The 22,715-nt window shown below is 66.9% G+C and carries 19 protein-coding genes and 1 pseudogene; 8 read left to right on the top strand and 12 right to left on the bottom strand.

The features are described from left to right. Positions 1-234 precede the first annotated feature (234 nt). Positions 235-1,311, bottom strand: a complete 1,077-nt coding sequence (locus O7543_RS17255; RefSeq protein WP_281552885.1) for a DUF6183 family protein — start codon at positions 1,309-1,311, stop codon at positions 235-237. 80 nt (positions 1,312-1,391) lie between these two features. Here O7543_RS17255 and pglW point away from each other — a divergent pair, with 80 nt between their 5' ends. From pglW to O7543_RS17225, 6 genes are all read left to right on the top strand, one after another. Next, on the top strand, positions 1,392-5,624 hold the full coding sequence (gene pglW / locus O7543_RS17250) for a BREX system serine/threonine kinase PglW (RefSeq protein ID WP_281567156.1): 4,233 nt from the start codon (positions 1,392-1,394) through the stop codon (positions 5,622-5,624). Continuing rightward, entirely contained in the window at positions 5,578-6,909 is a 1,332-nt protein-coding gene (locus O7543_RS17245) for an AAA family ATPase (RefSeq protein ID WP_281552887.1), read from the top strand. The genes pglW and O7543_RS17245 overlap by 47 nt, the downstream gene beginning before the upstream one ends. Continuing rightward, positions 6,899-7,759 (top strand): hypothetical protein, encoded by an 861-nt coding sequence (locus tag O7543_RS17240; protein WP_281552888.1) that lies wholly within the window; start codon positions 6,899-6,901, stop codon positions 7,757-7,759. Before O7543_RS17245 ends, O7543_RS17240 begins: the two co-directional genes overlap by 11 nt. 12 nt (positions 7,760-7,771) lie before the next feature. After that, positions 7,772-9,463 carry a DUF262 domain-containing protein gene (locus O7543_RS17235; RefSeq protein WP_281567155.1) on the top strand — a complete coding sequence of 564 codons (1,692 nt, stop codon included), beginning with the start codon at positions 7,772-7,774 and terminating at the stop codon, positions 9,461-9,463. Between the two features lie 111 nt (positions 9,464-9,574). Next, positions 9,575-10,456 carry a radical SAM protein gene (locus O7543_RS17230; RefSeq protein ID WP_281567154.1) on the top strand — a complete coding sequence of 294 codons (882 nt, stop codon included), beginning with the start codon at positions 9,575-9,577 and terminating at the stop codon, positions 10,454-10,456. Positions 10,457-10,565: 109 nt separating this feature from the next. After that, complete coding sequence (locus O7543_RS17225) at positions 10,566-11,525, top strand: hypothetical protein (RefSeq protein ID WP_281567153.1); 960 nt, start codon at positions 10,566-10,568, stop codon at positions 11,523-11,525. Here the strand turns inward: O7543_RS17225 and O7543_RS17220 are convergent. Further along, positions 11,464-12,219 (bottom strand): AAA family ATPase, encoded by a 756-nt coding sequence (locus O7543_RS17220; protein WP_281567152.1) that lies wholly within the window; start codon positions 12,217-12,219, stop codon positions 11,464-11,466. The genes O7543_RS17225 and O7543_RS17220 overlap by 62 nt on opposite strands. 33 nt (positions 12,220-12,252) lie before the next feature. On the opposite strand from O7543_RS17220, the gene pglX reads away from it, so the two are divergent. Continuing rightward, positions 12,253-15,783 carry a BREX-2 system adenine-specific DNA-methyltransferase PglX gene (gene pglX / locus O7543_RS17215; protein ID WP_281567151.1) on the top strand — a complete coding sequence of 1,177 codons (3,531 nt, stop codon included), beginning with the start codon at positions 12,253-12,255 and terminating at the stop codon, positions 15,781-15,783. Positions 15,784-15,867: 84 nt separating this feature from the next. Beyond that, positions 15,868-16,125, top strand: a complete 258-nt coding sequence (locus O7543_RS17210; RefSeq protein WP_281567150.1) for a hypothetical protein — start codon at positions 15,868-15,870, stop codon at positions 16,123-16,125. Between the two features lie 39 nt (positions 16,126-16,164). Here O7543_RS17210 and O7543_RS30230 read toward each other — a convergent pair. From O7543_RS30230 to O7543_RS17165, 10 genes and pseudogenes are all read right to left on the bottom strand, one after another. After that, positions 16,165-16,260 (bottom strand): annotated as a pseudogene (locus O7543_RS30230) (hypothetical protein); the annotation flags it as partial. 887 nt (positions 16,261-17,147) lie between these two features. After that, positions 17,148-18,263, bottom strand: a complete 1,116-nt coding sequence (locus tag O7543_RS17205) for a hypothetical protein (protein ID WP_281567149.1) — start codon at positions 18,261-18,263, stop codon at positions 17,148-17,150. Between the two features lie 431 nt (positions 18,264-18,694). Further along, positions 18,695-18,994: a hypothetical protein gene (locus O7543_RS17200; RefSeq protein WP_281567148.1), complete on the bottom strand. Its 300-nt coding sequence runs from the start codon at positions 18,992-18,994 to the stop codon at positions 18,695-18,697. An 11-nt stretch (positions 18,995-19,005) separates the two neighbouring features. Further along, entirely contained in the window at positions 19,006-19,212 is a 207-nt protein-coding gene (locus O7543_RS17195) for a DUF397 domain-containing protein (protein WP_281567147.1), read from the bottom strand. 195 nt (positions 19,213-19,407) lie between these two features. Next, a complete protein-coding gene (locus O7543_RS17190) occupies positions 19,408-19,863 on the bottom strand; it encodes a hypothetical protein (RefSeq protein WP_281567146.1) in 456 nt (151 codons plus the stop codon). Continuing rightward, positions 19,856-20,509 (bottom strand): hypothetical protein, encoded by a 654-nt coding sequence (locus tag O7543_RS17185; protein ID WP_281567145.1) that lies wholly within the window; start codon positions 20,507-20,509, stop codon positions 19,856-19,858. Before O7543_RS17185 ends, O7543_RS17190 begins: the two co-directional genes overlap by 8 nt. Beyond that, complete coding sequence (locus tag O7543_RS17180) at positions 20,506-20,766, bottom strand: hypothetical protein (protein ID WP_281567144.1); 261 nt, start codon at positions 20,764-20,766, stop codon at positions 20,506-20,508. The genes O7543_RS17185 and O7543_RS17180 overlap by 4 nt, the downstream gene beginning before the upstream one ends. Positions 20,767-20,771: 5 nt before the next feature. Further along, the gene (locus O7543_RS17175; protein WP_281567143.1) at positions 20,772-21,035 is read right to left on the bottom strand and encodes a hypothetical protein; all 264 of its coding nucleotides are present in this window, start codon (positions 21,033-21,035) and stop codon (positions 20,772-20,774) included. 563 nt (positions 21,036-21,598) lie between these two features. Next, positions 21,599-21,799 (bottom strand): DUF397 domain-containing protein, encoded by a 201-nt coding sequence (locus O7543_RS17170; RefSeq protein ID WP_281567142.1) that lies wholly within the window; start codon positions 21,797-21,799, stop codon positions 21,599-21,601. Beyond that, entirely contained in the window at positions 21,796-22,668 is an 873-nt protein-coding gene (locus tag O7543_RS17165) for a helix-turn-helix transcriptional regulator (protein WP_281567141.1), read from the bottom strand. The genes O7543_RS17170 and O7543_RS17165 overlap by 4 nt, the downstream gene beginning before the upstream one ends. Positions 22,669-22,715 lie beyond the last annotated feature (47 nt).

The raw sequence follows: 22,715 nt of genomic DNA, 5'->3' as shown, positions 1-22,715 counted from the left end.
GCTGCCACTCGTCCACCAGGACCGGCCCCGGTAGGCGGGTCAGGATCGACGGGTCGGCCGTGACGATCTCGCGTTGGGCGGTCAGACTGAGATCGATGACCGATGCGGTTCGTTGCATCGCCGTCGAGGAGCACGGGTGGCGATGTGCGAGGGAACCTCCATGGCTGTCTCGGGCCGATTTGACGACAATGACGGTTCCCTCGTCTGCCCACAGGCCAACCTTGTACAGGCTGATCAATCGGTGTCGCTGGCAGCCAGTACCGCCAGCCGCCGCCGGTCCGGTGACACGACTGCCAGACCGATATCCCAGGCGATGCGGTCGAACCACGCGGTGGCACCGGCGAACGAATACCACGAGCAGCGATGCGCCAGCGCTTCGACATCACCGGCCGGTGCGTTGGGCGCAGCGCCGACCAGCGCCGCGACCGACCGCCACGCCAGCAGCCTTCCGTACGCTCCGAACTCGCCACGGTTGTACGCGCCGCCGGTCGACGCCGCTGCGAACAACTGCCGCCACGCCTGCGGCGGCGAGCATGTGCCGAGCCCTGTCGTCAGGCCCAGGGTGCACTCCAGGTCGACGCTCACCAGCGCATCGCCGACGGCGTCCGGCGGGAGGTCGTCGTCGAACGCGAACGTCTGTGCCTCGATACGGCCGTTGGATCCCTCGGCCCAGTTGTCGACCGCCGCGCTGAGCGCCGCAGCCTCGCCAGACGTGGTCGTCTCCTGCCACCGGGGAACAGGACCGTGCCCCTGCGCGAGCTCCGCCGCCATGGCCGGCAGGTCATGGCGGCCCCCGCCGTGGTGGTACCTGGCACGGCTGGGGTGCCCTTCGATCGGCGTCAACGACAACGGCAGCCAGCCGAGCGGATGTTGGCGCCAGTGCGGCGAGACAACCCACCGGTGATGCACCTCGGCACCGCGCAACACCAGCTCCTGCAGCAGACAGGCCCGCAACTCCTCCGACCCGTCCGTGTCGAACACGACGGCCAGGTCTGCGGCGGTATGTGCCGAAGCGAGCAGCGACGCGGCGTACCGGATCTGGCGGCGGTCCTGCACGACGGACATCAACCGGACGGCCTGGTCGATCGCCCCTGGCGTCAGAGTCAGCAGCCGCATGATCCGGTCGAGAACGCTGCTGTACTGCCGCGGTGCTGTCGTATCGTCCCCGCAGCTGCGCCACACCGCGATGCCGAGGTCCGCGACGAAGCTCGCGTCGCCGGCCCGGAGACGCTTCTCGGCGAGCGCCAGGACTGCCGTCACGTCGCCCAACTCGGCGAGGCCGGCCGCGATGCGTTTGAGGTCGTCATCCACGCCGAGCACTCTAGCCAGCGTTCACCCGTTGCACCGGACGGGCGATCGGCGTACGGGCGGCTCGTTGCTACCGTCGGTCGGTGCGCCAGGACTCGCCGAGGTGGGAGCAGATCAACCCCAGTGGGTACGAGTGGGAGCGGGAGGGCTTGCGGGAGCTGGCCTCGTACCTGCCGGATGTCGACCCGTACCACGTCTGGGCCAACATCGAGTTCGTCGCGTCCGACGGCTCGATCAACGAGGTCGACGCGCTGGTGCTCACCCCCAGCGGGCTGTACGTCGTGGAGCTCAAGCACTGGCAGGGTGAGCTGCACGGCGACGGCGGTCAGTGGGTGCACCGGGCGACGAAGACGTCGCGGCTGATCCCGCGGGACAATCCGACGATCCTGGCCAACCGTAAGGCGAAGCGGCTGGCGAGCCTGATCGACCACTACGCCCGCCAGCAGCGCAAACATGCCCGTACGCCGTTCATCGGGGCGGCGGTGTTCCTGCATGCCCGGTCGGTGCGGTCGCAGCTGGATGCGATCGGCCGCCAGCACGTGTACGGCCTGCACGATGCGCCCGAGTCGGGTCTGCCGAGTCTGCGGGAGATGTTGACGGCCCCGCCGCGTAATCCGGCGCATCTGATCGACGAGGTTCGGGGGCAGGAGATCGTGGCCCTGGTCAAGGGGGCGAAGATCCGCCCGTCGGTGGCGGACCGCAAGGTGGGGCAACTGCTGCTGCATCCGCGTCCGTTCGCTGAGGGCGTCGGCTGGCAGGATTTCATCGCCGGGCATGTGATGGACACCGCGCTGCTGCGCCGGGTGCGGTTCTATCTGACCAGCCGGGCTCCGGAGGAGGAGATCCCGGCGATCCGGGCCGCCGCCGAGCGGGAGTTTCGGCTGCTGCAGGGCATCCACCATCCGGGGATCGCCCAGGCGCACGACCTGGTCGATCATCCGCTGGGCCCGGCGCTGATCTTCGACCATCAGCAGCAGTGGGTACGCCTGGACCAGTATCTGGTGGAGCGGGGCGACCGGCTGACGTTGGCGCAGCGGCTGCACCTGTTGGGCGACCTGGCCGAGATCGTCGACTACGCGCATTCGCGCCGGCTGGCGCACCGGGCGCTGCATCCGGGGGCGGTGTACGTCTGCGATCCGGAGTCGTCGCGTCCGCAGCTGGTGGTGACGAACTGGCAGACCGGTGGCCGGCTGGCGGACACCCGGTTGACCCGTACCGGTGGTTCGTCGACGGACCCGGGCAGTCTGACGTTGCTGCACGACGACGAGGTGCGGCGTTACCAGGCGCCGGAGGCGGCGATGCCGGGCCGTCCGCCGGGCCACCAGTTGGACGTTTTCGCACTGGGCGCGGTCGGCTACCGGATTTTCGCCGGTCAGCCGCCGGCGGGCAGCGCCGAGGAGCTGGCGACGGCCGTACGCGACAGCGGGGTGAACCTGGCGGCGGCGGTCGACGGGATGCCGGCGGCGTTGGTTGACGCCGTCTACGACGCGACCCGGGGGGATCCGACGCGCCGGTCGGCGAGTGTCGCCGCGTTCCGGTCCCGCCTGGAGCGGGTGTGGGACGAGCTGACCGCACCGGAGCCGGAGCCGGTGGTCGATCCGCTCGTCGCCCGCAAGGGCGACGTGCTCGACATCGGTTACACCGTGCTGAGCCGCCTGGGTGCCGGTTCGACGGCGCTGGCTCTGCTGGTCAGCGAGCCGGCGGTCGACGGCAAGGACGGCCGGCGGCTGGTGTTGAAGGTGGCCCGCGACGAGCAGCACGCCGCCCGGCTGGCGGTGGAGGCGGAGACGCTGGGCAAGCTGCGGGACCGGCGGGTGGCCGCGCTGGTGCGGGGGCCGATCACGGTCGGTGGCCGGACGGCGCTGCTGATGGAGAGCGCGGGGGAGCGGACCCTCGCCGAGGAGCTGCAGGGCGGCCGACTCACCCTGGACCTGCTGGAGCGGTACGGCCGGGACCTGCTGGAGATCGTCCTATACCTCGACGAGGTGGGGATCTGGCACCGGGATCTGAAGCCGGCGAACCTGGCGGCCCGACCGCTGAATGCCAAGGACCGGCAGCCGCATCTGTGCGTTTTCGACTTTTCGCTCTCCGCGACCCCGACGGACCAGCTGACCGCTGGCACCGCCGGCTATCTGGATCCGTTCCTGGGTCCGCCAAAGCGGCTGCGCTACGACCGGGCGGCGGAGCGGTTCGCCGCCGCGGTGACGTTGTTCGAGATGGCGACGGGGTCGCTGCCGGAGTGGGGTGGGGCCAATCCGGCGGCGGTCAGCGACGAGGTGACGCTGGATCCGGCGGTGTTCGAGCCGGTGGTCGCGGACCGGCTGGTCGACTTCTTCGGCCGGGCGTTGGCCCGGGAGACCGCCGACCGGTTCGACACGGCCGAGGAGATGCTCGACGCCTGGCGGGACATCTTCCGGAAGGTGCCGGCGGCCGGCAAGGGGCTGGCGTCGCCGGCGGCGGTGTCGGTGGCGAGCCTGGACACCGTGTTGGAGCAGTCGCCGCTGACCGAGCGGGCCCGTTCGGCGGTGCGCCGGCTCGGGTTGGTCACCGTGCGGGACCTGCTCCAGGCCAAACCATCCACGTTGGTCACCGCGAAGGGTGTGCCGGACGCGACCCGCAAGGAGATCCTGGCGTACGCCCGGTCGCTGCGCCCGCTGCTGGCGGCCGACCCGGCCGACGGCGTCGGCGATGTCGACGGTGCGGAAAAGGGCGGCGACGGTCGGCCGGCTGCCGGGGCGGCGACGCGCGGCATGGAGACGCTCTGCGCCGCGCTGCTTCCGGCGGAGACGGGCCGCACGAGCAAGCGCCGGACGACGTTGGCGGTGCTGCTGGGCCAGCAGCCGGCACCGGGCGACGACACGTGGTTGCACTGGCCGACGCAGGGTGAGGTGGCGCGCCGGACCGGCCAGACCCAGCCGCAGATTTCGGTGCTGCTGCGTAAGCAGATCGACGCCTGGCGGGCCGACGACGCCGTGTCGGCGGTTCGGGACGAGATCGTCGCCCTGGTGGAGAGCCGGGGGGCGGTGATGTCGGCCGCCGAGCTGGCGGATGCGCTGATCGCCACGCACGGCTCGTTCACGTCGGAGCCGAAACGCACGGCGCAGGCGATCGGCCTGGTCCGGGCGGCGGTGGAGACGGAGTTGTCCACCGGCGGCGACGCCCGGCTGGCGATCCAGCGGTTCCGGGCCTCGTCGACGGTGCTGGTGGGCCGGGAGCCGGTGGATCCGGCGTCGACGACGACGGCAGCCGACCTGTTGTCGTACGTGGTGGCGCTCGGCAGCCGTGCGGCGGAGTTGGTGCAGGCCGATCCGCTGCCGACCCGGCAGCGGGCGGTGGCGGAGCTGGCCGCGGTCACGCCGCCGCCGACGATGCCGGTGGTGCCGGAGCTGCGGCTGCTGCAGTTGGCGGCCGCCGGCAGCAACGGCCGGGCCGACGTCAACGGGCAGGGCCAGCTCTACCCGGTGGACATGCCGGCCGAGCGGGCGTTGCGGTTGGCTGCCGGCAGCATCGCCGGGCAGCGGCTACGCGAGGACGAGATCATCGGACGGGTACGGGCCCGTTTCCCACGCGCGCAGCAGCTGCCGGGCCGGCCGCAGCTCGACACACTGGTCCGCACCGTCGCCGGGCTTGACTGGGATCGCGAGCAGCGGGTGTACGCGCCGCCGGCACTGCCGTCGGTGTTCAGCGGCACCCGGGGTGCCACGGTCACCGGCGGGTTCGCCGCGCCGCTGTGGCAGGCCGATGAGGTGGCGGCGAAGCTGGCCGGGGCGATCGACCGGCGGGCGTTCCTGGCGGTGCTGACCCCGTTGCGGGAGCTGGCCGCCGCCCGGCGGGAGCTGCTGGCCCGGCTCGGGCTGACCGAGGTGGACGTGACCGGGATCCTGCTGGACCGGCTGCGGGCGCTCGGCTACCCGTGGCAGGCGCTGGTGGCGGCGGACTCCGGTTCGGCCACTGACGCGAACTTCCGCAGCCTGGTGGATCTGGTCCGGCACGAGGTGGTGCCGGCGATCCGGGCGGCGCTGGCCACGGACGCGCCGGTGCTGTTGACCGAGGCGGCGCCGCTGGCCCGCTACGGCCAGGTGGAGCTGTTGGCGGAGTTGGCGGATCTGACCCGACCCCGGCCGGCGGCGCGGCTGCTGCTGGTGCCGGCCCGCAAACCGGATCCGGCGATGTTGGACGGTTACCAGTTGCCGTTGACGTCACCGGCGAGTCAGTCGCTGTGGATTTCGGGGCAATGGCTGAACGCCAGATCTGGTAGGACTATCCACCATGCCCATTCGACGGCTGCTTCTGGAGAACTACCGAGGGTTCCGTAACCGGCAGGAGATCGAGCTGGCACCGATCACCGTGGTGCTCGGCAAGAACAACTCCGGCAAGAGTGCCCTGACCCGTGCGCCGCTGGTGATCGCCACCGGCTTCGACACCACCTCACCGTCCCCACTGGATTTGGAACGACTGGGCCCGGACGCGGCCGATGACGTGCGCGAGCTCTACTTCGATCAGCTCGATGTGCGGCCGCTGACGTTGGGCGTGACCGTCGACGGTCCGCTGCCGTTCACACTGCGGGTGGATCTGGAGTATTCAGCCAGACTACGGAACGCGGTAGTGGTGGCGCTTCGGGTCGACACAGATGACAGCGCCGACCCGGTCGGCACCGTTGAGTTGGTGTCGAGCCGATTCACCGCCCCGATGCCGGATACCTCGGACATCGACGGCGTCGAGCTGTCGACGCTTCCTGAGCCTTCGGTCGACGGGCTCGACGAGTACGACATCCGCATCAGTGGCGGGCCGACCCGGACGAGGCAGGTGCGTTTCGCGGGCCTGCTGCCTGCCGCCGGGCAACTGCCGGACCTGGACGACCTGTTCCGCCAGGTGCGCCCAGGTCTGATCCGATACCTGGGGCCGTACCGGGAGCGGGTGGCCCGTCAGCATCGGATGCCGATCGGCACGCCTGCCGTGCTCGGCACGAAGGGCGAAGGGCTGGCCGGCCTGCTGGCCGACAGCCAGCGGAAGTCGGACGGACGGCTGCTGGCACAGATCAATGCGCACTTTCGCGAGATCGTGCCGGGGTGGCGGCTGGAGGAGGTCCCTGCCGGCCCGCTCTGGTCGACGGTGCTGGTCAGGGACGGCTCCAGGGCAAGGATCAACCTCGCCGACGCCGGTAGCGGGCTGGCCCAGGTGCTGCCGATCCTGGCGCAGTGTGCGATGGACGAACTGGCGGGGATCACCACAGCGCCGCCGTTGCAGATTATCGAGGAGCCGGAGGCGCACCTGCACCCACGTGTCCACGCTGACCTGGCCGACCTCTACCTGAGGACCGCGCAGCGGACCGGGACCCGGTTTCTGATCGAGACACACAGCGAAACGCTGCTGCTGCGGCTGCGTCGCCGGATCGCCGAGGTCGACAACGACTACGGCCCGGAGACGGTTGCCATCTACGTCGTGGAGCAGCACGACGGCGTCTCGTCGGCACGTCGCATCCCGCTGGACAGTCTCGGCAACCTCGACGACAGCTGGCCGCCGGGCTACTTCTCCCAGGACTACCACGAGGTCCGAGCCCTCGCGGCTGCCCAGTCGGAACGGAACGCCCGTGCTTCTTGATATCGACGAGACGATTCTGGACGGCGCGGACCACCGGCCGGTGATCACGCTGCTCTGCATGGTGGCGGAGAAGCGCCACGACTGGCATCCGACGTTGTCGCAGGCAGCGAGGATGATCGACCTTGTCGAGCGGCTGGCCCGAGCGGGTGTCCGGATGCCGGTGCTCAGCCAGTGGGCAGAGGAGGCGACGGAGGAGGCCGCGTACCCCAGCCCACCGGACGCTCGGCGGACGGTGCGTGTCGGCCTGGCTGACCTGGAGCATCTGGTCGCCGACCTGGACAAGCCGGCGGTGCTGGTGGTGGAGAATCAGCTCGCCGATGGCAGCTTCGTGCAGGACATGGCGGCGGCCCTGGACGACAAGCGGATCGTCGAGGCGCTGCGTCGGATGTGGCTTCGGCTGCACAACGGCGGCGGTAAGGGCCAGATGGCCGAACTCGCCGCCGATGAGGGAAAGAAGTTCGCGATCGTGTCGCCAAGGGTGGCGATCCTGTTCGACGGCGACCGCGACGGCCCTGGCCAGCCGAGCGACAACGAGCCCAGGAAGGCGCAGGCGCACGCGGCCGGCATCCAGAACGTGCACATCCTCGCCTACCGGGCGGCGGAGAACTACGTCCCGCTCGTGGTGTGGGAGTCGCTCTACCCCCGGCATCGGCGCAGGATCAGCCAGCTGCGGGCGATGCCGGCGAATCAGCGTGGCTACCTGAAGAAGGACTCCTACCCCGGTAACGGGCTGCCCAGGCAGCTCACCGTGGCGGGCCGGAAGCTGACCGAGGCGGACTTCGACGAGCTCGGCCCAGACGTCGTCGCCGAACTGCGGCAGATCCTTACGATGATCCACACGATCCTGTAGGACACTAGCGGTATGTCCAGCAGCCGGGGAGACGTCCAGGTCGAACCTATTGCGATGATGCTGGTCGACATGCTGGAGGAGATCGCCGCAGGCCGGATCCGGGTGCCCAGGTTTCAGCGGCCGTTCGTGTGGCGACCCGAGCAGATGCTGGACCTGTTCGACAGCATCGAGCGAGGATGGCCGATCGGCGGCATCACCGTGTGGGAGACCACCGACGAGGTGCCCTCGCTCGACCACCTCGGCGAGGTGCCGGTGCGGATGCCGCCGGCAGGCACACCGGTGTCGTACGTGCTCGACGGGCATCAACGGCTCTCCACGCTGTTCGGGGTGCTGCGTAGGCAGGGCCGACCGCCGCGCGGCGACGATCAGCGGGAGTGGAAGTGGCGGATCTATCGCGATCTGGAGCCGCAGGAGGACAACGAACGCTACCGGCATCATCGGGCGTTCGGCTCCCCGCCGCCCCTTCCTCCTGATTCGTACCTTCCGATGCGCTCCGTCAACAGCACCGTCGACTTTCTCCGCTTCCTGCGGAACCTGGAAGCGCGGGTCAACGACGCCACCCGGATGGAGCGGCTGGTCAACGAAGCCGACTGGGTGGCGCAGCGGGTTCGTGCGTACAAGATTCCGTTGGTGCGGGTCCGCGACAGCGACCTGGGGTCGGCCATCGAGGTGTTCGCCCGGATCAACAACCGTGGAGTACGCCTGGAGACACACGAGATCGCCTCCCGGCTGACCGGCCCGGTCCAGAAATCCACAATGGGCGAACAGGTCGACAGCATCGTCGAGTCCGTCGCGAGCACGGGCTTCGGCGAGCTGCCCAGGATGGCGGTGTTCCGGTCGATGCTAGCGATCGCCGGCGAGCCGGACGTCATGAAGCCGCACTGGGAACAGGTGGCGCAGCGGATCCGGACCAGCCAGGTCGACGTGCTGGCGGCCGGGCAGGAGGCGGTGCACAAGGCGGTGGAGCTGCTGCGGGCGGCGGGGCTGCCGCTGGCGGCGCTGTTGCCGTACTCGCATCAGTTGGTGTTGTTGACCTACTTCTTCCACTGCCGGCCGGAGCCGACCGGCAACCAGCGGTTGGAGCTGGAGCGCTGGTTCTGGGTGACGTCGTGGGCGGGGTCGTTCGCGGGTGCCAACTCGACCCGGATCCGTGAGGGCCTGGCGGAGATGAAGGCGTTCGCGGACGGCGCGACCCCGACCCTGAAGCTCGACGTCGGTGCGGTGCAGCCGATGCCGGAGCCGTTCAACCTCAACAGCGCCCGGACCCTGGCGTACGTGGCGTGGGAGGCACACGAGTTCCCGACCCGGCGGGACGCGCTCGGCCAGGAGTTCGAGGTGGTGAAACGGCTGGCCGGCGGGGTGCCGCAGGCGTACCGGCAGATCGTGCCAGGTCATTCGACGGCGGCCAACCGGATCATCCTGCCGACCGGCCCGGGGGACAACCCGCTGGGGGTGTTCAAGGAGCTACGCAAGGGCCAGCTGGAGCGCACGATCAGCCCGGAGCACGTGACGAGGCTGCTGGCCAGTCACTGCATCAACGAGCGGGCTTTCCTCAAGCTGCTGGCTGGCGACCACGAGGGGTTCCTGGAGCTGCGGGGCGAGGTGTTGCAGGAGCGGCTGCGGGCGTTCGCGAAAGGGCTGGGCGTCATGCTCGGGCCGGACATGACCGGCGTGGCCGACAACGACACCGAGCACGACGAGTGACCCCGCAGCCGAACTTTCGACTGGGGCATCTCTCGGTGGAAATTGATGAACATCTTGGGTGGTTGTTGCGATACTCCGGGTTGACGTTCCTTCGAGAGGGGCGGGCCTGGGATGGCGGATCTGTCGTTCGTGTGGCTGGAGATCACCGGTAGGTGCCAGTTGGAGTGCCGGCATTGTTACGCCGCCAGCGGTCCGTCCGGCGGGCACGGTTCAATGACTGCAGTGGACTGGCGGCGGGTGATCGACCAGGCGGTGGAGCTGGGCGTCGAGATGGTGCAGTTCATCGGTGGGGAACCGACTCTGCATCCAGATCTTCCGGATCTACTCAGGCATGCCCTGGCCGCCGGCTTGGAGGTGGAGGTGTTCTCCAACCTCGTGTATGTCACGCCGGCCATGTGGGAGCTGTTCGCCCAGCAGGGGGTGCGGTTGGCCTGCTCGTACTACTCCGATCAGGCCGGGCAGCACGCTGCGGTCACCGGTCGGGCCGGCTCGCACGCTCGTACTCGGGCCAACATCGGCGAGGCGGTGCGCCGGTCGATTCCACTGCGGGTAGGTGTGGTCGACCTGGGCGGTGGCCAGCGCGTGGGGGCTGCGGTTGCCGAGTTGCGCGGTCTGGGTGCGACAGAGGTGGGTGTGGACTGGCTCCGGCAGGTGGGCCGTGGGGTAGGCGGCGACGCCTTGGGTGTAGAGCAGTTGTGCGGCAACTGTGCGTCGGGTGTGTTGGCGGTCGGCGCTGACGGTGCGGTCTGGCCGTGCGTGTTCTCGCGCTGGCTGCCGGTCGGCAACGTCCGTGAGGCGAATCTCGCCTCGATCCTGACCGGCCAGGGTACGGCGCAGGTGCGGGCCGAGCTGAGGTCGGCCTTCGGGAAGCGGCCGAAGCCGTGCGGGCCGCAGTGCGCGCCAGCGCGGTGCCAGCCGACCTGTTCACCGTCGTGTAGTCCGTCGTGCAACCCCTGTGCGCCGTCGAAGCGGTGCTGGCCGTACTACCGCTGACCGATCGGACCTAACCCTTCCTGGCGGCCGCGTCTCCGGCAGGTCACTGACTCTCCGGATATCCGTGGTGGGCTCGCGGTGACCGAGGTGGCTGGGTGATGCTGACAGTGTGAAGCACACACGGTGGCTACCGAATGAGGACCATTGGCCAGAGGACGACGCTGAGGACCACCGGCGGCGGCTGGCGTCGATGCTGCGTCGGGCCGCTGCCGCCCTGCGGGTTGAGCTGGTGGGTGAGTTCCGGTACGGATGGCGTAACCGATCGACCGGTGCACGGGTGGACGACGACGGCCACGACGGGTGGCTGCGGCTGGTCGGGGAACCTGTCAACGGAGAAGTCGGGGTGTTCTGGGACGGCAACGCCACCGCCTCGCAGCAGTTGGGCGGGCTGCGGCTGCCCCGGGTGTGGCGCAGTTGGGAGCACGCGGAGAGCGATCTACGGTTCCGCGCCGACCTGATGAGTCACGTCGACGAGCCGACGTGCAGCCGGACTGCGGCGCTGACTGCGGTGCCGGCGCTGAGCGAGATGTGGTGGATGCGTCTTGGCGGCACCCTCTCCTTCCTGACTGAGGTCGAGACGGATCGGGTCGCGGTGGATAATGAGCGGCTCGCGTCCCGGATCCAGATCTGGGATGAGGCATTGCCGGTCGATGTACATCAGTGGGTGCCCGCGCACGCGGACCTGCACTGGGCGCAGCTGACCAGTCCGGGCTGCTGGGTGCTGGACTGGGAAGGCTGGGGGTTGGCTCCGGCCGGGTTCGACGCGGCCAGCCTGTACCTGCACAGCCTGGCCGCACCACCTGTCGCGCGGCTGGTGCGCGCCCGGTATCTCGCTGAGCTGGACAGCCGTGACGGCATGCTCAGCCAGCTGTACATCGCCGGGCGAATGCTCGACCGAGGTGACCTCGACGGCCATCCGGCTGAGAGCGCCGTCTATGCGCACGTTGGCACAGTGCTGCGGGCGCTGGGCGCTGAGCCCGGCTCCTACCGGCATCTGCTGCGCTTGGTCAACGATCGGCGAGCAGGTGGTGCAGGAACCGGCCCGGGTCGGCCAGGAACGCTCGGGTGAGGGCGACCGGTTCGGCCTGGTCGTAGTCAACCGGGGCGATGGTGCCGGCGGCGTCGATTTGCAGGATCGTCGCGCCAGGGCTGGCCAGCAGGATCGGCGAGTGGGTGGCGATGATGAACTGACTACCCTGGTCGACCAGGTCGGCGATGCGCAGCAGCAGGGCCAGGCAGCCGTGTACGGACAGCGCTGCCTCCGGTTCGTCGAGCAGGTAGAGCCCTTGCGGGCCGAAGCGATGATTGACCAGGTCGAGAAACGACTCCCCGTGCGAGCGTTCATGTGGGGAGACTCCGCCGTAGGCACCGAGCAGAGGTGGGGAGTTGGGGTCGGCGTCGAGGCGCTCGATCTCGGTGGCAACGTTGTAGTACGACTCGGCGCGCAGAAAGAACCCGGTGCGGGGCTTGCGGCCGGGGGCACGTTGCAGCACCAGGTGCTCGCCGAGCGGGGATTCGGTGGCGCGGGTGGTGAACCGGAAGGACGTGCCGCCGCCCTCAGGGTTAAACCCGGCGGCGACCGCGATCGCCTCGACCAGGGTGGATTTGCCGGTGCCGTTGTCACCGGCGAGCAGAGTCACCGGCGTAGGGAAATCGACGCCCTGATCAGCCAGCCTGGCCACAGCAGGGATGGTGTACGGCCATCGAGCCTGATCGGCCGGGGTCAGCGGCCGGGTCGGCAGGTAGGCGCGACGCACGAACATTTGTGATCACCTCCTGCCCGTAGGATCGCAGCCGTGCTCGACGAACTCGACGAAGACGCGCGGCGGCGACTCCAGCAGGCGATGCAGGCGCAGGTGAAGCACCTGGTCGACGATCTGCGTATGCGGCTCGCGGAGCCGGAGTCGCTGTCGCTGCGGGCCGAGCTGCTGCAGGAGTACGAGAAGGCGAAGAAGGCCGAGCGGCTGGCCGGCGCGTTCGAGGTGTGGCTGGAGGACGTGCTCGACCAGGCGGCGGTGGCCTGGGTGCTGGGTTGTGTCTTCGTCCGCTTCTGCGAGGACAACGAGCTGATCGACGGGCTGTGGATCGGCGGGGACGATCCGGCGGCCCCGGCCGAGACGGGGATGCAGCGGCGGCAGGCGTACCTGATCGAGGCCGACCATTCGTTGCACAACGACCGGCACTGGCTGCGCGAAGCGTTTCGCTACCTGGGCAGGCTGCGCCCGACGGCGCAGATCTTCGACAAGCACAACCCGGTGTGGCGGTTCGACATCTCCGGCGCGGCCGCGGAGGAGCTGAGCAACTTCTTCCGTACGGGGGAGGGCCGGGTGTCGCTGCGCAGCGCGACCCTGGACACCCGCTTCCTCGGTGACCTCTACCAGGAGCTGTCGACGCACGCGAAGAAGACGTACGCGCTGTTGCAGACCCCGGTGTTCGTCGAGAAGTTCATCCTGGACCGGACCTTCGAGCCGGCGCTGAGCGAGTTCGGCCTGCCTGAGATGAAGGTGATCGACCCGACGTGCGGCTCCGGCCACTTCCTGCTCGGCGCGTTCGACCGGCTGGTGCGCGAGTGGCGCAAGCGGGAGCCGACCACCGACCTCCGGGCCATCGTCGACCGGGCGCTCGGTCAGGTCACCGGCGTCGACATCAACGCCTTCGCGGTCGCCATCGCCCGCTTCCGGCTGCTGGTCGCCGCGATCAAGCTCGGCAAGTGGCACAAGCTCGAACGCTGCCCCGCCTTCCCCGTCCGCGTCGCCACCGGCGATTCCCTGCTGGAGTGGGGCCGCTTCACCTCCCGCGCACAGGGTGACCTGCTGGCCGCCCTTGAGGGGGAGCAGGTCTTCGCCTACGAGAGCGAGGACGACGAACTGCTCGCCGAGTATCTGGAGGTCGGCCAGTACACGGTGGTGGTCGGCAACCCGCCCTACATCACCGTGGCCGACCCGGCCCGCAACAAGCTCTACCGCAGCATCTATCCGAGGGTCTGCCATCGGCAGTACGCGTTGACCGTGCCGTTCGCGAAGCGCTTCTTCGACCTGGCGAAAAAATCCGACGAGTACGGCGAGGGCGCCGGCTTCGTCGGCCAGATCACCGGCAACGCCTTCATGAAGCGCGAGTTTGGCAAGAAGCTGATCGAGGACTACTTCGCCCACGAGGTCGAGCTGAGCGAAGTCATCGACACCTCCGGTGCCTACATCCCCGGCCACGGCACGCCGACAGTCATCCTGGTCGGCCGCAACAACGACCGCCGCCGCCTCCCGGTCGTCCGCGCCGTCCTCGGTGTGCAGGGTGAACCGACCACCCCGGACAACCCGGCCGACGGACATGTCTGGCAGGCGATCGTCAACCAGGTCGAAGCGCCCGGCTCGGAGTCGCGATGGATCTCGGTTACCAACTTGGCTAGGCGTCAGTTTTCTTACCATCCTTGGAGCCTCGCTGGGGGCGGTGCCTCGGGTCTCCTCGTCTCGCTCAACTCCAGCGAATCGCCCTTGAAAGAAGCAGTTCAGGAGATCGGGTTCGGCGCGGTTACCCGAGAGGACAGCGCCTACATGGTGGGAACCGGGATGCTGCGCAGGCGAGGTGTTTACGCCGCCCATCGTCGTGCGCTGGTGGAGGGTGAGGCGACTCGTGATTGGGCGATTGAGGCACCCGTGGAATCCATTTGGCCTTATAGCATCGAAAGTCTGAAGGCCGAGTGTGATGAAGCGACGATGCGATTGCTCTGGCCTACCAAGCCGATCCTCGTCGAACGAAGCGCCTATGGTTCGACTCAGCTCGAACGAGGGCTGGAGTGGTTCGAGTATTCGATGTTTTTCACAAAGCGCTATCGAATCCCGTTGTCGATCGCGTTTGCGTTTGTGGCTACGCACAATCACTTCGTGCTGGACCGGGGTGGGAGGGTCTTCAACCGTTCCGCGCCGGTGATCAAGCTGCCGGAGGGGGCGACTGAGGATGACCACCTGAGGCTGCTTGGCGTACTCAATAGCTCCACTGCCTGCTTCTGGCTCAAGCAGGTGAGCCACAACAAAGGGAGCCAGGGCGTTAACGAGGGCTTCAAGAGCCAGGAGTGGGAGCGGTTCTTCGAGTTCACCGGCACCAAGCTGCAGGAGTTGCCGTTGCCGGCGGAGTATTCGTTGGGGCGGGCGCGTGAGCTGGACACGTTGGCGCAGCGGTTGGGGGAGCTGACTCCGGCGGCGGTGGCGCAGTCGGGGGTGCCGACTGTGGAGCGGCTGGCGCAGGCGCGAGCCGAGTACGACCTGGTCCGGGCGCGGATGATCGCGCTTCAGGAGGAGTTGGACTGGGAGGTCTACCGGCTCTACGGGCTGATGGACGAGGATCTGACCCATCCTGACCCGCCAGGGCTGAGCCTCGGTGAGCGGGCGTTCGAGATCACGATGGTGCAGCAGAAGGTGAAGACGGCCTGGTTCGTGCGGCACGACTCCGTACCGGTGGACAAGCCGAACCCCGACTGGCCGGCGGATTACCGCGACCTGGTGGAACGACGGATCTCTGCCACGGCCGGAAACCGGCACCTTCAACTGATCGAGCGGCCGGAGTGCAAGCGGCGCTGGGCCACCGAGGGCTGGGACAAGATGCAGGCGGCGGCGTTGCGGGACTGGCTGTTGGAGCGGCTGGAGGCCCCCGAACTGTGGGGTGGCATGCCGGAGCCGCTGTCGGTGGCGCAGCTCGCCGACCGGGTGGCTGGCGACGCCGACTTCCAGCAGGTGTTGGCGCTGCTGCCGGAGTACGAGGGCATGAGCCTGGTCGTCGCGCTCGACAAGCTGGTCGCCACCGAGCATGTGCCATTCCTGCCGAAGCAGCGCTACAAGCCGTCCGGGCTGCGTAAGCGGGTGCTGTGGGAGCAGACCTGGGAGAAGCAGCGGCGTGAGGACGCCGGGGAGACGGTGGAGATCGACGTCCCGCCGAAGTACACCTCGGCGGACTTTGTCCGGCCGTCGTACGCGAAGGCGCGCGGCAAGCTCGACGTGCCGAAGGAGCGGTTTATCTCGTACCCGGAAATGGGCCGCGACACCGACTCCAGCCTGCTGCTCGGCTGGGCCGGCTGGGACCACCTGGCGCAGGCGCAGGCGCTGGCCACGGTGTACGTGAATCGGCGCAGTCAGGAGGCGTGGGAGGCGCACCGTCTGCTGCCGCTGCTCGCCGGTTTGCTGGAGCTGGAGCCGTGGCTACACCAGTGGTACGCCGCCGAGCGCCCCGGCTACCCCGGCTCGCCGGCACAGTTCTACACCGACTTCATCGACACCGAGCTGTCCACCCTCAGCTCCGACCGCACCGCCCTGTCCCTGCTCCGCGGCCTCCCCGAGTAGGAGTCGGTACCGTCTGACCCTGTTGGACGGTGCTGGTGTTCGATAGGTTCGGCTGGTGGTGGGAGGGCGACGGAGCGGTGGTCGATGAGCGTTGACGATGTGAAGCGCACTGTCGAGCTGGGCAACGAAGCAGTCCGGCAGGGGTGTCAGATCCTTGAACAGGCGCTCGCCGAGGCTGCAGAAGCGGGTGCCTTGGCGCGGGCCACGATGCATGACAGCGCCCATGACGAGGTCGAGAAGGCAAAGGCGAAGCTGGACTCGTTGGAACGTGAGGTTGAGCTGGCGATTCGGCGGTTCGAGGCTACCGCCCAAAACGCGAACGATCACGTAGCCAAGCTCTGATGTCCGGGACCCTCGGCGACGTCGTAGCGCGGCACTACGCTATTGGGGGTTGTTGTCGAGGATCACCAGGTAGGCGTCCGCCGGCAGCCAGCGCAGGTCTTTCAGGCAGTCGGACAGTGCGTTCCAACTCCTAGCCGAAGCGGCTGGCGAAGATCAAGGTCAGGCCTCCGAGCGTACGTTCGCATCGGCGTCGACCTCGAGGTGCCCCTGCAGCCCACCGCTACAGTTTCCTCCCGGGACATCGACCTGCTTCGCGGTAAGCGTCAAGGTCTGGTTAACGATTTGAGTGCCCGCCGCGTCAGCCAAGGTCAGAGTCACTTCGACTGGGCTGGGTGGCAAATCGGGGATTGAGGCGAAGCCGGCTTTGTTTCCACTGGCCACGGAGCCTGCTGAACAGACTGTGTCCAGTCCGTCTTCGGTGCAGCCGTTGCCGCCAACCGCAGCACCCGGGAAGATGGCGACCTGTCGCGTCCGACAGGAGGCGTCCCAACAGGCCATAATCTCTGCCGTACCTACCTGCTCCGCTACCGCCGGAGCAATGCGGAGACCGATCCCGGTTTGGACGCCAACGAGCCGACATGCCTCCCCGGTCGAGGACTTGGTGCAACTCACCAGGGCTCCTAGGATCAGTGCCCCGACAACCAAGTACCTGTGCCTCGCCACGACAACTCCAATCGCGTTAGCGGTCACCTTCCCGTTTACCAAGCTGCACTTCCTGCATCACGCTCTACTTGATCTTATACTAGTAGGGCTCCGGCGTCGACTATAGGTGTACACGGGGCCATCCTGGATCGATCATGTGTCACGCCTGATCTCTGAGACTGTCGGTCTGTAGTCGTGGTTGACTGCGCGCAACGCGGCGAGCGTGGCGGTCATCTTGCACCATGGGACTGCCATCAGGCGCTCCGAGACCCAAAGTCTGCCGCTATCTATATCTTGAATAGACGTCGTCGGCGTCAATTTTAAGAGCGGCTCGCAGCGGGGGCCCGTCGCTAATGTGAACGAGCCCCCGCAGTGCATGCCTAGCTGTTATTGATGTGGTTGATCAAGGCGGAAGCGATCAAGCTGTGATTTGATGAGAACAACCGGATGTCGGCGTAGTTCCCAAGGCTATCGGCATACCGATGGCTATTTGTTCCGACGATAGTAGGAGAAGATGATACGTTGATCGCCATAGGGCCGCCGCTTGCCCCTCCTCCCATGTCGCAATTCATTTGGATGCGGTTGTCAAAAGGATTCAGGTTGGCGGCATCCGTGGTATCTCCTTCGCAGTACATCATGTACTCGCCGTCGGCAAAGTCGGAATCTGGCCTGTTGTAGCCCAGTGCGGGGTAACCGTACGAACGAGCATTGGTGAAGCCCGTTTCGCCGATGAACCTGTATCCCCATGCTCCCACTCGGTTTGTGAGATTTGGTGAACCCGAAGGTGGACTTACGGTTAGAATTCCCATGTCCGAGCTGGTGGTATCGCCGCCGTTCGTCCAATCATTGTGTGCGAGAACGCTGACTCCCGTAAACCACCCATACGGATTCGAGCTGAAGCTATATGCCGGTATGAAGATAAAGTTTCTGTACCATCCGGCGCTGCCACCGGAGCCGGCGTGCAGACAATGCGCTGCTGTCCATACTGAGTTCTGGTTGTTGGTGCTTATGGATGTTCCGCTGCAGGTGAACCACTGTGTTTCTGCCTGATTTGAGTAGAAGAGGCGTCCTACTGCGCTGGTTGGCCAACTACTCACGTTTGACACACGCTGTGAAACGCTGACTGTCGCCAATGCTTCGATGGGTGGCCGAGTGTTCTTGAAATGCACTGGAGGTTCCGGGGTGGCCCAGGCGGTCAATGAAGTTTCAGCACCTGCCGATGTGCCCTTCTTGCCACCCTTGCTCTTCGCCTGGGGTTCGGGGGTGGGGGCGGGGTTCGCGGCCGCCTGTCGCAGTCGTTCAGGCGTCCAGAATGTGCGGAGTTGTTGGGGAGTCTTGTCGATTGTCCATGAGCTGATGCTTGACTCGGATGAAGTTTGGCTTCCTGTTGCTGAGGCTGACGAAGCAATGAGCAGCGATCCGGCGACAATCGCCGTTGTTGTGAGTGCCGATACGAGGAAGTTCTTCGTTGGGCGGCTTTCGGGTGTCCGGGGCATGGTCCTCCGATCGAAATGTGCGTCCGCCGGCTGATGATTCGTGTGATGCGTCCTTTTTGGATATCCAGTGCGGATAAGTGTCGCGTCCGGGACTGATGGGCGTCAACGTCTTCACCAGGTCCTGTGATTGATTTCACTCTCTATGAACTTCTTGGAGGCAATCCAATGCGGCCATTTTGCCGGATATGCCAGGTTGCCTGCGCCGCCAGGTTCGGGTGGCTTCGGCGGTGGGCCCTTTGGCAAGGTTGCCGATCATCGCGATGGTGATCTTCTGGCGGAGTTGTCGGGCTGGGATTCGTCGTCGCATGCGAGTCGGCGTTGGTGTATGAGTCAGCCGAGTACTGCTCGTGAGGCCCCGATTGCCCGCGATTTCGCCTGAGTCAGTTGGTCAGTAGCTCGGGCTGGTGCAGCTGGAGGTCGCCGTACGGATCTCAGGGCAGCAGGCCGAGGGTGACCAGCTCGGAACCGTCGCTTTCGTTGATCTTGAGCCAGTATTCGGGCGAGGACATCCAGTCCATGAGCCCGGCCTCGGGCCGCAGGCGTAGCGCGGCTGCGAGCGCTTCCAGGGCGTCAGCATCTACGACCTCGGCGAGCAGCCATGGGCGATCATGAGTACGCCGCTTGCGAGCTGGGCGTTCGCCTTGCCGATCGAGGATCTGGACCCGGTGGGCGCGGAGCAGCTTGGCGGGTAGGGCCTCGGCAAGCTGCTCGGCGGTGACGCTTGGTTCCACCTGCTGTTCGGTCAGTGGGTGTCGGGGGTGAGGGTGGAGAGGAAGGACGTCCAGCCGGCGGGGGAGAAGGTGAGTGCCGGGCCGGCGGTGTCTTTGCTGTCGCGTACGAGGACTGTGGCGGGGACGTTGGTGGCCACCTCGACGCACTGACCCTGCCCGTTGCTGCGGGTGCTTTTGCGCCAGATTGCCTGATCCAGGCCGCGAGGGGTGGTACTCATTCGGTGCCCTCCCTTGCTCCCTGCGCCAGTATCGCCTCTGCCCTCATCCGCAGGAAGGCCAGCGAGTTGACGGGCGAGAGTCCCGTAGCAGTTAGGTGGTCGAGGTCGAGCCAGTGCGTCTCTACACGGTAGTCCTTGTCTGGCTACGGAGCGCCACTCAGATTCTCCTGCTTCAGAAGGATCTCGGTGCGCCCCTCAAGCTTCGCCGTGTTCGGGGTGGGCATCGTGGAGCAGCCCTTCGGCTTCCAGGAGGAAGGCGTCAAGCTGTTCCTCGCTCAACTGTGCGTCCTCGATGAGCCTGAACAGCAGTTGGGCCTGGATCTCTGCCATTTCGCCGATGTCAAGCTTGTCTACTGTTTCTTCGGCGCCCGCGATATCCATGCCGAGCATGGCGAAGATGAGAGCTTCAGCCTCTTTCGCTGGTAGTTTGTGCCCCTCGGTGAGGTTGGCCCGAGCGTCGGCGACGAACCTCATGACCTCGCCCGGGTCGAGGCTTTGGCCGAATCGTCGCTGAACCGCGACGAAGAAGGCGTACCCGATGATGGCCACGGGCGTACCCTTACCCTGCTCATCAAACTGTCGGACGAAAGAATCGTATGCTTCCCAGTCCTGAATCAGGATAGTGCGAACGAACTTTGTTTCTTCATCCATCAGTATCATCCTTCCGGATTGACTTTCGGTTCTTTGCTCGCTTGCGGATTCCGGAAGCGATCTCTGATCCCTTTGCGCCCAGGACAGCGAGAGTCAGTGCGGCCAAAAGCGCTTCGCCTGCTGTTCCGCTCGGTTGATGCGCCGGCTCGAAGGCGAAGTCCGGAGGCCTGCTGACCGTAGTTCCTCCGGGTGGGTTCGCTGCATCGTGGAACCAGTCCACAGCCTTCTTGATGTGTTGAAGCCCGTCGTCAGCGGCTCTGACCTGCCCGATCCGGGCGAGAGCTTTGATCGCCTTGGGTGCCTTGCTGTACTGGGGCACTGCGAGGCTCTCGCCAGTTGGCATCCCCCCGGTACTGGAACTGCGGGTCGGGATCGAGCCGGGGGCTATGTGGTCGGCGTAGCTCGCGATCTCGGCGGCTGCCTTGGCGATCAGCCGGGCGACCTTGCCGGACTTCGCGGCGGCTTCCCCAGCTTCACTCAGTATCGCATCGACATGCCTGTTGTCGGCGCCCGCCGTCGCGGTCTCGTAGTGCTTGAGTCCTTCGGCCGCTGCCTGCTCTGCGTTGCTGGCCTCGACCGCAGCACCGTCAAGATCTCTGAGGATCTGCCGCAGTTGCCCGATAACGTCGCCGACGCTGCTGCTCACCCGAGGGCCTTCATGTACTTGCCGGCGCTGTCGCTGCTGTTTCGGACCCGGCGCTGAACCAGCTCACCTTCGGTGTCGGCCTTGCGGAGCAGGCTGAGGGCGGCCGTGACGTGATCGTGTTGGCTGTCCTGGAGAACTGCGATGGCAGCGAGATGACAGCTCCGGACGGTCTCCCGTACGGCCCCGATGGTCGTCGCCGCCGACTCCAATGTCTCGGTCCCCTCGCGCAGACGGCCCTTGACTTCGTCAACGCTCACTGCTGCTACCCGAGGATACCGGCGTACCGCTGAGTGGCTTCCCCTGCGGCTCGGACGAGGCCGACGGAGGACTCCAGCTGAGTTTTGGTCTGCTCGCAGCGGGCGATGGCTTCGCCGATCAAGGGGTGCCCGGTGCCTGCTGCGACCGCGCGGAGCTGCGAGAGCATGTTGTCCAACGCGTTCACCGCAGCGGCGATCTGTTGCTGCGTCGCGTTGCCGTGCTCGGCGGCCTGGGCCAAGCCGGCCTTCACCTCTTGAATACTCGCCATCAGTGCCTCCCCAAGTCCTGACTGGCGTGGACGGCTGCGAACGCTCCTCGTGGATGGTTCACGTTTCGATCGTCCGACCATAGTCGACCGGTTGCGGGAGTGCGACCCTGAGTGACGGATAGTCGTCACTCGCGCTGAGAGCTACTGGCTGTCCGTCAGCCGTTGGCCGCCGTGGTGCTGTAGCCAGCCGCCCAGCAGCTCGGGGTGGTGCAGCTGGAGGTCGCCGTACGGATCCCAGCGCAGCCAGTCAGGCGTGAGCACGCCTAGCGTGATCAGCTCGGAGCCGTCGCTGTCGGTGATTATAAGTTAGCAATCGGGCCAGGACATCCAGTCCATGAGCCCAGACTCGGGCCGCAGGTGTAGCGCCGCTGCGAGCGCTTCCAGGGCGTCAACGTTCACGACATTGGCCAGTAACGACGGCCGCTCGCGGTGTCGCCGCTTGCGAGCCAGGGGGATCTCGCCCCTGCGGTCGAAGACCTGAACCCGGTGCGCGCGGAGCAGCTTGGCGGGTAGGGCCTCGGCAAGCTGCTCGGCGGTGACGCTTGGTTCCACCTGCTGTTCGGTCAGTTGGTGTAGGTGAGGGTTGAGAGGAAGGACGTCCAGCCGGCGGAGGAGAAGCTGAGTGCCGGGCCGGCGGGGTCTTTGCTGTCGCGTACGAGGACTGTGGCGGGGACGTTGGTAGCGACCTCGACGCACATGCCCTGCCCGTTGCTGCGGGTGCTCTTACGCCAGATTGCCTGATCCAGGCCACGGGGGGTGGTCATTCGGGGCTCTCCCTTGCTCCCTGCGCCAGCATCGCCTCCGCCCTCATCCGCAGGAAGGCCAGCGAGTCGGCGGGTGAGAGTGCGGTAGCACGGAGGTGGTCGAACGCCAGCCCGTGCGTCTCCACATGGTAGTCCTTGTCCAGGTACAGAGCGCCACTCAGATTCTCCTGGTAGACGACCGTCGGATGGTTGCTGAAGTCGAGCATCGTGAAGGAGACGCCCATGCCCATGTGGGCACCCTGGCGGAAGGGCAGGACTTGGACGGTGGTCGACGGCCGCTGCGCGATTGTGGCCAGGTGCTCCATCTGGGCTGCCATCACCTGCGGGCCTCCGACCGGCCTGTGCAGGACTGCCTCGTCGAGGACGAACCACATCCGGGGCGGGTTCGGCCGGTCCAGGATCTTCTGGCGAACGAGACGTACCTCGACCCGCTCCTCGATCTTCCCTGGTGGGCCGTCCGGGAACTCGGCGCTGATGATGGCGCGTGCGTAGTTTGTGGTCTGGAGCAAGCCGTTGACGAGCTGAACGTTGTAGGCGCGAAGCTGGATCGCCTCGTCCTCGAACGCCACGTACTCGGCGAGTTCGTGTGCCATGGCGTTGGAGTAATCGTGCCACCAGTTGTACTGCTGGGCCTCGCGGGCGAGCTGGGTCAGCGCCTCGACGTCCTCGTCTGACACACCGTAGAGCCGGAGCAGGTTGGTGACGGTCCTCGGTGCCACCGACACCTGCGCATTCTCGACGCGCGACAGCGTCGACTTGCCGACCTTCACCTTCTGGATGACCTGGTCGATGGTCAGATCGGCGGCTTCGCGACGTGCGCGGAGCTCTGCTGCGAGTCGACGGCGCTGAACGCTCGGGATTCCTGCCATAGAGGACAGTGTGCAGCACGGTTCAGAGTTTGGCGAGTCCCGAGAGA

This window comes from Solwaraspora sp. WMMA2080 (assembly GCF_027497395.1).
Taxonomy (GTDB): Bacteria; Actinomycetota; Actinomycetes; order Mycobacteriales; family Micromonosporaceae; genus Micromonospora_E.
This window is presented reverse-complemented; position numbering and strand designations above follow the sequence as displayed.